This window comes from Janthinobacterium sp. (assembly GCF_031995485.1).
Classification (GTDB): Bacteria; Pseudomonadota; Gammaproteobacteria; order Burkholderiales; family Burkholderiaceae_D; genus Janthinobacterium.
Genome location: NZ_DAMAGB010000030.1, coordinates 62,930 through 74,693 on the forward strand (window position 1 = coordinate 62,930; position 11,764 = coordinate 74,693).

General features: G+C 66.5%; 11 protein-coding genes. 1 reads left to right on the forward strand and 10 read right to left on the reverse strand.

Annotated features, from left to right (window positions below):
• Positions 1–72: 72 nt before the first annotated feature.
• A complete protein-coding gene (locus RTQ46_RS16790; RefSeq protein ID WP_312438292.1) occupies positions 73–498 on the forward strand; it encodes an OsmC family protein in 426 nt (141 codons plus the stop codon).
• On the opposite strand, the gene RTQ46_RS16795 is transcribed toward RTQ46_RS16790, so the two are convergent.
• From RTQ46_RS16795 to nrdR, 10 genes are all read right to left on the reverse strand, one after another.
• Complete coding sequence (locus tag RTQ46_RS16795) at positions 482–2,278, reverse strand: hypothetical protein (RefSeq protein ID WP_312438293.1); 1,797 nt, start codon at positions 2,276–2,278, stop codon at positions 482–484. The genes RTQ46_RS16790 and RTQ46_RS16795 overlap by 17 nt on opposite strands.
• A gap of 94 nt (positions 2,279–2,372) precedes the next feature.
• Positions 2,373–3,020 carry a riboflavin synthase gene (locus RTQ46_RS16800; RefSeq protein ID WP_312438295.1) on the reverse strand — a complete coding sequence of 216 codons (648 nt, stop codon included), beginning with the start codon at positions 3,018–3,020 and terminating at the stop codon, positions 2,373–2,375.
• A 23-nt stretch (positions 3,021–3,043) separates the two neighbouring features.
• Positions 3,044–4,150 carry a bifunctional diaminohydroxyphosphoribosylaminopyrimidine deaminase/5-amino-6-(5-phosphoribosylamino)uracil reductase RibD gene (ribD, locus tag RTQ46_RS16805; protein ID WP_312438297.1) on the reverse strand — a complete coding sequence of 369 codons (1,107 nt, stop codon included), beginning with the start codon at positions 4,148–4,150 and terminating at the stop codon, positions 3,044–3,046.
• A 53-nt stretch (positions 4,151–4,203) separates the two neighbouring features.
• Entirely contained in the window at positions 4,204–4,755 is a 552-nt protein-coding gene (locus RTQ46_RS16810; RefSeq protein WP_312438298.1) for a GspH/FimT family pseudopilin, read from the reverse strand.
• A 12-nt stretch (positions 4,756–4,767) separates the two neighbouring features.
• On the reverse strand, positions 4,768–5,244 hold the full coding sequence (locus RTQ46_RS16815) for a type IV pilin protein (protein ID WP_312438300.1): 477 nt from the start codon (positions 5,242–5,244) through the stop codon (positions 4,768–4,770).
• A 25-nt stretch (positions 5,245–5,269) separates the two neighbouring features.
• A complete protein-coding gene (locus RTQ46_RS16820; protein WP_312438301.1) occupies positions 5,270–8,761 on the reverse strand; it encodes a pilus assembly protein in 3,492 nt (1,163 codons plus the stop codon).
• On the reverse strand, positions 8,758–9,366 hold the full coding sequence (locus RTQ46_RS16825; protein WP_312438302.1) for a PilX N-terminal domain-containing pilus assembly protein: 609 nt from the start codon (positions 9,364–9,366) through the stop codon (positions 8,758–8,760). Before RTQ46_RS16825 ends, RTQ46_RS16820 begins: the two co-directional genes overlap by 4 nt.
• A 7-nt stretch (positions 9,367–9,373) precedes the next feature.
• Complete coding sequence (locus RTQ46_RS16830) at positions 9,374–10,324, reverse strand: PilW family protein (protein ID WP_312438305.1); 951 nt, start codon at positions 10,322–10,324, stop codon at positions 9,374–9,376.
• Positions 10,321–10,890, reverse strand: coding sequence for a type IV pilus modification protein PilV (gene pilV / locus RTQ46_RS16835; RefSeq protein WP_312438306.1), 570 nt, complete (start codon positions 10,888–10,890; stop codon positions 10,321–10,323). The genes RTQ46_RS16830 and pilV overlap by 4 nt, the downstream gene beginning before the upstream one ends.
• Positions 10,891–11,153: 263 nt before the next feature.
• Entirely contained in the window at positions 11,154–11,615 is a 462-nt protein-coding gene (nrdR, locus tag RTQ46_RS16840) for a transcriptional regulator NrdR (protein ID WP_312438308.1), read from the reverse strand.
• Positions 11,616–11,764: the final 149 nt, after the last annotated feature.

Here is an 11,764-nt window from a genome sequence, read left to right on the forward strand (position 1 = left end):
CCAATTGCTCGCACAGATCCTGGCCGCGCTTGCCTTCCAGTATTTTCTACATACTCAACCAGGAGCGTTACGATGAAAACAACCGGTTCGGCCGTCTGGTCTGGCGGCATCAAGGATGGCAAGGGCGCCATCAGCACCAAGAGCGGCGCGCTGCAGGCATATCCCTACGGCTTTGCCAGCCGCTTCGAAGGCAAGCCCGGCACCAATCCCGAAGAGCTGATCGGCGCCGCCCATGCCGGCTGCTTCACGATGGCGCTGTCGCTGATACTCGGCGAAGCGGGCCTGACGGCCGAGCAGATGGACACCACTGCCGAAGTCACGCTGGACAAGCAGGACGACGGTTTTGCCATCACGGCCGTGCACCTGGTGCTGAAAGCGAAGATTCCGGGCGCCGACCAGGCGAAGTTCGAGGAACTGACCGCCAAGGCCAAGGCCGGCTGCCCAGTCTCGAAACTGCTGAACGCGCAAATCACGCTGGACGCTACACTCCTGGCTTGATGTTCTTGATCGCGGTCACTGGCGCGGCCTGGGCAACGGGTGCAACCAGTGGCCGCTGCGACTCGCTGGCCGTCATCGGCCGGCCCATCAGGCCAGGATTCAGGGCGCTGTTGTTGAGGTTGTAGGCGGCAATCGCCGCCGCCACGGCCGGATCCTGCGATGAAGGCTGCTGCACCGCCTGGCCGGCATTTTGCGCAGCCTGCTGCTGGGCTTGCACATTTTGCGCGGCCTGCTGGGCCTGCACGGTGGTGGCCGCGCCGGCATCGAGCTGCAGTTGCGCTTCGCGCGCCAGGCTTTGCGCCCGCTCGCTGGCCGCCTGCGCGAGCTGCTGCGCTTCGCTGGCGGCCAGTTGCGCCTGGGCTGCCTCATCCGCCGCCAGCTGCGCCTGCTGCTGCAATTGCGCCTGCCGCGCCTGCTCGGTCTGCAGGTCTTCCACCCGTTCGTCTTCGACGCGCGCCCGGTCCTGCTGCTGCAAGGCGCTGTCCTGCGCCACGCGCTGCGTCTCGATCTCATCGGCCTGGACCCGCTGCGCCTGTATGCGCTGCTGTTCGTCGTCGAGCTGCTGCACGCGCTGCGCTTGCAGCGTCTGCTGCGCCTGCTGGCCTTGCTGCGTCTGCTGAGTCTGCTGCGTTTGCAGTAGTTGCTGCGCCGCCTGCAAGGCGCCGGCCTGGTCCAGCTGGTTCTGGTTGGTCACTGCCGCCTGCTGCGTTGCGTTGTCCTGCAGTTGCTGCTGCTGGCGCAGTTCCTGCAAGCCCTGGGTCAGGTCTTCCGTTTCCATCTGCTGCTGCACTTCCAGCTGGCGCTGGGCCAGCGCCTGCTCCTGCGTCAGCGCCTCGGTTTGCGCTTGCGCCTGGCGCGTTTGGTCAAGCTGGGCGGTTTGCGTATCCGTGACGGCATCGGCCTGCAAGGCGGCCGTGTCCTGCAGCGCCTGCTGCTGGCGCAACGTTTGCGCGTCCTGCAGCTGGTTATTGGCCGCTACCTGTTGCTGCGCCTGCAACTGATCCTGCAACTGATTCTGGGCCTGGTCTTCCGCTTGCGATGACAGCTGGGTCGGGTCGTTGAGTTGCGGCGTTTGCAGTTGCTGCGCCTGCAGTTGCTGCGACTGCAATGTATCGCCAGTCAGATCGGCAATTGCCTGCTCGGCGGCCGTCGGCGCGCCCTGCTGGCGACTGAGCGCGGCGCCCACTTCGGCCAGCACATCGCTTCCCTGCTGCAGGACATTGAGGGTGCCGGCGCGGTCCGCCTCGAACGCCGCCTGCAGCGCCGGCACATCGACCGGCGCGCCATTCTGCACATCAATGCCGACGCGCGCCAGGTCCGCCTGCGTCAGCGCATCCGTATTTTGCGCCAGCGCCTCGGACGCGCCCGGCGTGATCTGGCCGCTCAGCAAGGCGAAACGCTGCGCCAGGTCATCCTGCGAGCCGGCCGTCATCGCCAGCTGGCCCGCATCGACGCCGCTGGCGCGCAGCTGCGCAAACGAATCGGCCAGCTGCTGGGCCAGCGCCACCAGTGCCTGGTCCGCGGTCACCGGAACCGTGGCGGGCTGGGTCGCTTCGTCATCGATACCCTGCAAGGCCAGCAACTGCCGGCGCGACAAGGCCACGCCGGACAGATACTGCCCGAGCGGCGAGATATCGACCTGGGTCGACGAGACGAGGGGATTGACGAGCGCCGCATTGGCCAGGATGGCGGCCGAAGCCGGCGTGACCGGGGCGGTGCTGCCCACGCGGGCAGAGGCTGGCACTACATTGGCCAGCGTCGCGGACGAGACGGGATCCATGGCATTCCTTCGCAGCGCAAAGCGCCATTATGCGCGCTTGCGGGAAAAAGGACACACGGTTGAGAGCCGCAGGCGGCTCTTCTTTGCAGCAAGATCAGGCGGCAACCTTGGCGGCAGCTTTGTCCAGCGACAACATGCGCTCCACATAGCGCGCGATCAGGTCGATTTCCAGGTTCACCTTCGCGCCCACCGTCAGGTGTTTCAAGGTGGTCATGGCGATGGTGTGCGGAATCAGGTTGATCGAGAAACGGCAGCCGTCGATAGCGCCGACACCGAGGTCTTCCACGCGGTTGACCGTCAGCGACACGCCATTGACCACCACCGACCCCTTGAAGGCCAGGTATTTCGCCAGGTCCTGCTGCGCTTCAATGACCAGCTCCCACGATTCGCCAACCGCTTCGAACTTGCGCACCACGCCCAAACCATCGACGTGACCGGAGACCAGGTGGCCGCCCAGGCGCTCGGCCAGGGTCAGCGCTTTTTCCAGGTTCACTTCGGTGGTGGTATCGAGGCCAACGGTGCAGTTGAGGCTTTCGCGCGAGACATCGACCACAAACGCCGTGTCGGTCTTTTCCACCACCGTCATGCAGGCGCCATTGATGGCGATCGAATCGCCCAGCGCCACGTCGGCCAGCGGCAGGCCGCCCGCGTTGATGGACAGGCGCACGCCTGCGTCGAGGCCGCCTGCCAGCGGTTGAACGGTGTCGATCTTGCCGATGGCGGCAACAATTCCTGTAAACATGGTAGACCTATCAGTGAGTGTAATTAAGTTTTGACGGTATTGAAGCGGGCAAGGATACGCACATCGTCGCCGACCTGCCTGACCTCGTGGAAGCGCAAGCGGTATTGATGGTCGAGGTCGGCCAGTGCCGGCAAGCCGAACATGCCTTGCGCGTCGCCGATCAGGGACGGCGCCAGGTACAGCAGCAGCTCATCGACGCAGCCCTCGCGGATCAGCGAGCCGTTCAGTTTGGAGCCCGCTTCGACGTGCAGTTCATTGATCTGGCGCCGGCCCAGTTCCAGCATCAGCGCCGGCAGGTCGACCTTGCCGGAGCTGTTCGGCAGCAGGATGACTTCGGCGCCCAGTGCATGCAGCTGCGCTTCCTTTTCGGGATTCGAGACGGCCGCCACGATCCAGGTGCCGCCGCCGGCAAGCACGCGTGCATCAAGGCTGATCTCGAGCCGGCTGTCGATGACGATGCGGCGCGGCTGGCGCGGCGTGTCGACCGCGCGCACATTCAGTTGCGGATCGTCCGTCTTGACGGTGCCAATGCCGGTCAGGATGGCGCAGGCGCGCGCGCGCCAGGCATGGCCGTCGTCGCGCGCCGCCTGCCCGGTGATCCACTGGCTGCGGCCGTTGTGCAATGCCGTCATGCCGTCCAGGCTGGCGGCGGACTTCATGCGCACCCACGGCCTGCCGCGCTCCATGCGCGAGAAAAAGCCGATATTCAGTTCGCGGGCCTCGTCGGCCAGCACGCCGGTAGTGACCTCGATGCCGGCCGCCTCCAGCTTGGCCAGGCCCTGGCCTGCCACCAGCGGATTGGGATCCGTCATCGCCACCACCACGCGGCCGATGCCGGCGCGCACCAGCGCATCGGAGCACGGTGGCGTGCGGCCATGGTGATTGCACGGCTCCAGCGTGACGTAAGCGGTGGCGCCTGCCACGTCGATGATGCCGCGCGCGGCGGCGTTCGCCAGCGCTTCGATTTCCGCATGGTTCTGGCCGGCCGGCTGCGTCACGCCCGCGCCCAGTACCTGCCCATTCCAGGCGATCACGCAGCCGATGCGGGGGTTTGGCGAAGTCGTATACAAGCCCTTTTCAGCCCATTCCAGCGCCAGGCGCATGCCATCTACATCATTGAATATTTCCACAGGCTTCTACAATCCGATCTTGGTTGACAGGTGATATGCGGCGCCCGCAAACGTCAGCTTTCGCCCACGCCGCTGCAACTGGCATCGCGCTGCGGATCGCAGACACGCACGCGGCCCAGCATATTGATTTTAATATGTCGAGCCTGTTTTCCCAAAATCAAGGACAAGGTGCCCCAGCGCGCCGCCAGGCTGTTGCTGGCGCTGCAACTGCGCCCCGCGCCATTGTAGGCGATATACAAGGGCGCCGTGCCCGAGCCAAAACCGAACTGCACCTCGATTGCGCCGGGCAAGGGTTCCTGCCGGAACAGCAATTCGTCGCCCGTATCGTAGGCCAGGTTGGCGTTGCGGTCGACAAACACCAGCCAGCCTGTGCGCCAGTCGAGGCCGCCGCTGCCGGCCGGCATCATCAGCACGCGCCGCCCGCGCGCCATCGCCTGCGCACGCGTCAGTTCGATGGCAGAAAACAGATCGTTCGAGGCCGCCCGCAGGCGCTGGCGCGCCAGCATTTCCTGCAGTCCGGGCAAGGCGGCAGACGCCAGCAGCGCACTGATCGTCAGCACGGCCAGCAATTCCAGCAGCGTGTGGCCGTGTACGGTGCGGTTCATACGGTTCGTCCATCAAAGCCAGCAGCGCGCCGCCGGACCGCCGCTGCCGCGCTCGCCCGTGCTGCGCAGCGTCAGCACGCCGCAGTCGGCGTCGCGAAACTGCTGGTCCACCCTGGCGGTGCCGGGGCGGGCGCGCAACAGCACGCATTGCGTGATTGCCAGATCCGGACAGGCCATCGCATCGATCTCGTAGGCGCTGCGCACGGCGCCCTCCTCCGCCTCGTCGCCGGACCACCACTGAAACTGTGGGTCCGGCGCGTCCTGCGAAGCGGCCGAAAACGCCAGGTAGGTATTGTTTTGCGAATAATACCGTTCCTGTTGCTGCATCAGTTTCAATAGCGTAGCCTGAGCCTGCACGCGTTTGGCGCGCACGAGATGCGCGTGGTAAGCGGGCACGGCCAGCGCCAGCAGCATCGCCACGATCACCAGCGCGGCCAGCAGTTCGCTCAGGGTAAAGCCGCCTGTGCTTTTCAATCCGCAACCTGTCATGGCAACTTCTCCTGTCCTTGGCGCACTACTTCTTGGCCGCCTCATGCAATTCGCGCCAGTTCGCCACTTCGCGCCAGCCCAGCCGCTTGGCCGGCAAGGAGCCGCTGGCCACCTTCACCGCTGGCTTGCCCGGCATGCCCGGCTGCAGCACGGCCAGCTGCTTGCGCCCTTCGGCGCGTCCGGTGGCGCCGGCCACGCCCACCTTGCTGGCCACTTCCAGCAACTGCGGCGGCGCGCGCGCCAGGCCGGCAAGCAGGCTGCCGGTTTCCTCGCCCGCCTGCACCAGGCCAGCCGCATCGGCCGCAAAGCCGCTCAGCACATCGAGCACATACAGCCGTGTTGCCGGCTGCGCGCACGGGTCGCGGCCAGGCAGCACTGTATTGAATGCCACCTTGCCGGCCGCCAGCACACCGCTGTGCACGCTGCGCTCGCCGGTGTTGGCGCTGCCGTTAAAATCCAGATACCAGCCGTGGCGCGCGCCGCCTCCCGTGTCATGCAAAACAGCGCCGCCGATGGCCAGCTCATCCTTCCCTGCCACCGCATCGACGCTGCGCAGCGCCAGGTCGTCGCGGCTGCGCGTGGGAGACTGCTCGTTCAGGTCGTCATGCACGGCATAAAACGATTGCGGCAGGAACGCAGCCGGCCAGGTATCGGCCGGTTCGACCAGCTTGCCCGTGCCGAACAGCAGCAGATAGCCGCCGCCGGGCGCATAGGCCACCTTCGGTTGCTGGGTGACAGGCTGGCGCCGCCCTTGCGCATCGCGCGCGACAAATACCAGCTTGCGCCCTGCGCCATCCTTCCACGGCGGGGCGGTCGCCATGTCGAGGCGCCAGATATTGCCCTGCAGATCCCCGGCATACAGATACGCCAGCGCGCCGTCGCCGCCCGCCACCAGGGCCGGCGGCGCCAGCGCGTGCGCCTCAACCGCGCCAGGCTCGCTGCTGACGGGAATTTTCAGGCGATGGTAATTGCTGCCCAGCAGCCACGGCGTACCGGCAGGCTTGTCCAGCGCCAGCAGGAAGATGGCGGCCGACGATGCTGGCGCTGTGCTTTGCTTGCCATCGTCCTGCGTGTTGTTGTAGCCGCTGCTTACCACCAGCATATCGCGGTAGACGAGTGCGCCCTGCTTGCCGCCCATGTTCACGCGGGCAAAGCCAGGCGGTGCGCGTACATTGCCCATGACGGCGTCGTCGCGGTCGGTAAACTCCCATACAGCCCCTTCCTGCGCAAAGCGCGCCGGATCGGTGATGTCGAGCGCGAATACGCCCTGCGCGCCGCCGCCCATGCCGGACGCCAGCACGGTTCGCCAGCGCCCCGCCAGCCGTACTTCCGCGCTGGCGGCCGCACCGCCGTGCAAGGGGCCGGATGCCGGTGCCGCCTGTTGCGGCAATGCCTGCGGCAGATAGGCAAACAGTTCCTTGCCACTGCCCGCATCGAAGCCATGCAGCAGGCCGTCACCCGTGCCCAGGTAGAGCATCTTGCGCCGCTGCTGCTGGCGCTGGCGATGCTGCAAGTAACCGGCGCCGGGCAGGCCCAGTCCGGGCGTGCCGACATGCACCAGATTGCCATACGGTGCGGCAGCCAAAGTAGCCGATCCGGCCCATGGCAGCGCTATCAGGGCACCCTGCGCACCGAGCGTATACACGGGCCGCTCGCGTAAAGCATTGTCGACTTGCCACAGGGCTTTGCCGGCAATCACGCCGCCGTCCGCGCCGATGCGAAACGCATGGCGCGACAGGCGCATGGCACCCTCGCCCAGCTGCAGCTGCGCGTCGAACCAGTAGGCGTCTTCGCCATTGCGCGCCAATGCCAGCAGCGATGGCCCGGCGAGCGCGGGCGCGATAGTGGCGCGGTCGGCCTGCTGCACAGCCGCACGCAGGCCGGCAATCAGCGCCGGCGGATCGCCAGCAGGAAAATAGTGAGCAGGCAAGTCCTGGTTGCGGCTCCATTCCGCATACGCATTGCCGGTAATGCTGTAAAACGGATTGCCATCGCCGTTTTCATCGAGGAAGCCGCCATATTTGGCCGCCAGCCGCAGCGGCGTGATGGCATCGGCTTGTGGCGCTGTCGCCATCAGGTCGCCCGCATGATGCACGACGCGGCCGCTGCCCGCGCGCAGTGCCTGACGATGCGACCAGTAGGCCAGACCGGCCGCATAAAAGCTGGCGTCGTCACGCCCGTAGTTTAGGAGGTCGAGCGCCGCCAGCGCAGGCAACGGCTGCGGATTGCCCTTCCCGCCATCGCTTTCCAGCATGCCGACCGCGCGCGTCCAGGCCATCACATCGAGCGGCGGCGTGGTAAAACTGTCGGCGACGCGCGCTGCGCCGCCAGCGCCCGGCACCGTATTGCCGGGCACCTGGCGATCGGCTGACGCACCGGCATCGCCCAGCGTGACCACCACCTGACGCTGGCAACTGGCCTGTTGCGGGTCGCTCCATGACGTGCCAGCGACGCTGGCCTGGCGTCCCTGCAGATAGCGCAGCGATTCATACAGCAGCTCGGCCTGCGGCGCCGCTGCCACGTAAGCGCCTGGCGATTGTTCGTTCCGCCCCCACCGGTTGATCGCAGCGATCACGCCATTGCGCGCCGCATGGACACCCGTTGCCGCATTCCATTCGGCGGCGGGATTGTCTTTCGGCAGGAAGTCGGGTGCGCTCCAGCGCTGCGCGCCGGGATGCGCCATTGGCGCCTGCAGCACGCCGTCATACACGCCCACGCGCACCCGGCCAGCATGGCGCTGCAGCGCACCTGCCGTCTTGTAGTTTTTGCCGTACGCCAGGCACAAGTCCGGCCGCTCCGGACCTTCATCGGCATCGCAGACCTGCACGCGGGCCAGCAGCACGCCGAGCGCACCCGCCTTGCCCGGCGCATCGCAACTGCCCTCCAGTGGCTGCGCGCCATCGCCGAACAGCAGCCGGTCGCGGCACGACACGATGGCCAGCTGCGACACGGCAAACGGCGTGGCAGCCTGCACACCCTCCCGCAGCAGCTTGCGCGCAAAATGATACGGGTGCGCGTAAAAATCGATACCGTTCCTGCCATCGGGCAGATAGGCGCGCTGCAGTACCGTCTTGCGCACTTCATCGATCACGCGGTCGCCACCCGTCAGCGCATAGCGCACGATATCGAGCAGGCTGGCGCTGGCCCAGTTCAGGAAATTGCCGCTGAAGCTGTCGCCGCCACAGCCATGCAGGGCGTCAGCGGCCTTGCTGACGGAGAAATAGCCGGTACCGGCACGCAGGTCCGGCACGCTGGCGCCATCGACGCTGCGGTAGGGATAGCGGTAGCACATGCGCGTATCAAAATAGCCCGCGTAGTCGCGCGCGGGACTATAGTCGCCCACGTGGGCGGCGCCGGCCGCCGCGTGCGTCAGCGACAGGTTCAACAGCAGATTGGGCGGCACGCGCGCGCCATGCTGGCCGGTGTCGGCGCGTGACAGATCCACCAGCGGCGTGGCGGCCAACACAGTCGGGCACACCAGGCACCCCAGCAGCAAGCTCGGAAGACGCCACCTCATGGCGTTTCTCCCGGCGCCTGCTTGCGATAAAACGTTTGCAGCACCACCTGCGTGTCTTCCTGCGCACCAAAACCGATGGCCGTGACGCGGTACAGATAACCGGCGGCGGGCTCGCCGGCCGAGGCCTCCACTTCTTCTCCTGGCGGGTGAAACGGCAGCAATTCGATCAGGTAGCGCGGCCGCCGGAACGGCAGAAAACCTGCGCCCGTCTGCATGCTGGCGCCGGTGAACTGGCCATAGGCTACCGTGCCGGCGGCCGAATCGGCCACGCCCAGATCCGTGCTCAGCCACACGGGCGGCACGCCGCTGGCGGCCGGCAGGCATAGTCCGGGCTCGCCACCAGCGCAGCCTTCGGCAAAACCGGCCGCGCTGTCAGCAGCAAACAAGGTGCTGCGTCCCGGCGCGCCGGGCAAGCCTTCGATGTCGTGTTCCGCATCCATCAGCGCCTCCTCCGCGGCCTGGAAAGCGATCTGCCGGTCGCGCTCGCCACGCGCGGACCGTTCGCCCTGCAAGGCCATTTGCGCGGCCGACACGCCGAGCAGCAGGATGGCGACCAGCAAGCACAGCGCAAACACCAGCGTCGCGCCGTATTCCCGTTGCGCCACGATGTGCTTATGCCGGTCCATTGCGCAGCATGATGGTGGCCTGCATCAGCTGGCGCAGGCGTCCCCGCTGCGCTGGCGGCAAGCTGGCCGGCACGATGCGCACGCCCGGATCCTGCCCGGCATGGGCGTCGGCATACGCAGCGCCGAACAGGTCGTATTGCGGCGGAGCTGTCGCATCCCCCGCCATGCCGGGACCATGCAGCAGCAGCGCCACGCGCACGCTGGCCACCCGCTTCCAGTGCGTGCGGCGCTGCAAATCGCGCTGGCGTTCGGCCTCGCTGGCGCCCGCCAGCACCAGCGCCGCATCGCGCGCGTCGAGCTCGCTGGCATTGACATACTGATTGGCAATGCCGTCGGACGGCGTATCCGTGTCCAGGCCGTACAGCACCTGGAAACTGTCGACGCCGCGTATCAGCGCGTCCGCGCCCCAGCCAACGCCATTGCTTGCGCGATACTTGCAGCGCAATTCCGCCTCGCCGTCGCCACCCTCGTCCTGTGCCACATAGAAAATGCTCCAGCCGCGTTGCGCTTCGGTAGCGGCGGCGCCCACGCCAAAGCCGGCGCAGTTGAGCACGGCGCCATCGCCGGTGCCGTAAAACCGCAGGGCCAGCACGTCGCTGCCATTGACGCTGTTGGTCAGGGGATTGCCGATGCCGTCGCTGTTCTTGTTCAGGCTGCGCGCATCGAGTCCGGCGAGATTGGCGCTGTCGTGCGCGGCATGCGCCAGCGGTGCAGCAGTCGCGTCCCAGTCGACCCAGGCCGTCTGGCGCAGCGCCCGCGCGATGGCGTCAAACGCATAGCGGCCATTGTCGGCCAGGCGCGCCGATTCCAGCTGGTCCAGATAGCTGCGGCTGGCGGCCAGCAGCACCGCGCTCGACGCCAGCATCAGCAGCGCGGCCAGGCCCAGCGCCACCAGCAGCTCGACCAGGGTCATGCCGTGCTGGCGCTGGCAGTTCATGGGGCGCCGCCCGCCAGTTGCAGGGCGATCCTGGGCAAGGCGGCCGCCTGCTGCGCGGCGCGGCCCGCGGCTTGCCGGCCGCGCCAGCCCAGCTTGATGACGACCGGTGCGCCGCTGCCGCCGCTGCAGGCCCACTGCAGGCCTTGCGCGGCCGCATCCCAAGCTTGACTATCGCGGCAGATGCGCAGGCGCGCGCCGGGCAAGGCCGTGCGCAGTTGCTGTTTCCATTCGGCGATATCGAACTGCGCCAGCTGCGCGGCGTCGCAGGAGCCAGCACCCAGGCAATCGGGTGCCGCCGGCTCGCCCTCCGCCGGACCCGCTTCATAGTCGAGGCCGATATAGGGATTGCCGGCATCGGGCGCCTGCCATTGGCTGCTGTTGGCGCGCATGCGCTCGGCCATGCTGGCCGCCTGCTGCACCGCCTGCGACAGCAGCGCCGATTCATGGCGCGCGCGCAGCGAGGACAGTTGCATGGCGCTGCCGCCCAGCAGGCCCACGGCCAGCAGCACAATGGCGACCAGCACTTCGACCAGCGTGCTGCCTCTGGCATGAACGGCACTGCGCATGCTTGCCTCCGCTTTCGGACGAAAGAAGAAAAGCGGGCCGCAACGGTGCCGGCCCTGCTACACGATAGGCGTGCTGGCAGTGGCAGCGATGAGGTAGCGCAAACGGCGCAGCGATAGAAGAAAAAGCCGTAAAAAAAGCGGCGCTGGAGTTGATCAGGCCGCTTGCTTGAAGAAAAGAGAGGTGATGATTGTCGTAAATTAACCCAACGGCAAATGCCGGGGTCGGACCCTCCAGGGTCCGACCCCAGAACTTGCGCTGGGGGTTAAGGCTTGCGCGGCTGCCCTACCTCGGCAATCGCATCCTGGAACTCGGCCAGGTCTTCGAAATTCTTGTAGACGGATGCGAAGCGGATATACGCGATCTTGTCGAGGCGCTTGAGTTCCTGCATCACCAGTTCGCCGATATAGCCGGAATCGACTTCGCGCTTGCCGCTGGTCAGCAGCTTTTCTTCGATAGTGGCGATGGCCATATCGAGCGAGGCGGCCGCGACGGGACGCTTGCGCAAGGCCAGCATCAGGCTGCCGCGCAACTTATCCGCAGCGAACTCCGTCCGGCTGCCGTTCTTTTTGACCACGGCCGGCATGATCAGTTCAATCCGTTCGTACGTCGTGAAACGCTTGTCGCATTTGCCGCAGCGGCGCCGGCGCCGGATGGAATCCCCTTCCTCCGATACGCGCGTATCGAGGACCTGGGTCTCGTCATGGTGGCAGAATGGACATTTCATGGCAGCGGGTACGGCTCTCTGGTTCGACAAATGGCGCGGGCGCCCGGATACACTCGGGGCGCCCGCGGGCACGACAGGAATGTGTCAGCCGGAATCTTACTCTGGATGACACATACTGGACAAATAATTATGCTGCGGCTCAGGCAGCG

Excerpts from the sequence above, each read along its gene's own strand:
- RTQ46_RS16790 (WP_312438292.1), top strand. The coding sequence starts at position 73 with ATGAAAACAACCGGTTCGGCCGTCTGGTCTGGCGGCATCAAGGATGGC.
- RTQ46_RS16795 (WP_312438293.1), bottom strand. The coding sequence starts at position 2,278 with ATGGATCCCGTCTCGTCCGCGACGCTGGCCAATGTAGTGCCAGCCTCT.
- RTQ46_RS16800 (WP_312438295.1), bottom strand. The coding sequence starts at position 3,020 with ATGTTTACAGGAATTGTTGCCGCCATCGGCAAGATCGACACCGTTCAA.
- RTQ46_RS16810 (WP_312438298.1), bottom strand. The coding sequence starts at position 4,755 with ATGAACCGCACCGTACACGGCCACACGCTGCTGGAATTGCTGGCCGTG.
- RTQ46_RS16815 (WP_312438300.1), bottom strand. The coding sequence starts at position 5,244 with ATGACAGGTTGCGGATTGAAAAGCACAGGCGGCTTTACCCTGAGCGAA.
- RTQ46_RS16820 (WP_312438301.1), bottom strand. The coding sequence starts at position 8,761 with ATGAGGTGGCGTCTTCCGAGCTTGCTGCTGGGGTGCCTGGTGTGCCCG.
- RTQ46_RS16830 (WP_312438305.1), bottom strand. The coding sequence starts at position 10,324 with ATGAACTGCCAGCGCCAGCACGGCATGACCCTGGTCGAGCTGCTGGTG.
- pilV (WP_312438306.1), bottom strand. The coding sequence starts at position 10,890 with ATGCGCAGTGCCGTTCATGCCAGAGGCAGCACGCTGGTCGAAGTGCTG.
- nrdR (WP_312438308.1), bottom strand. The coding sequence starts at position 11,615 with ATGAAATGTCCATTCTGCCACCATGACGAGACCCAGGTCCTCGATACG.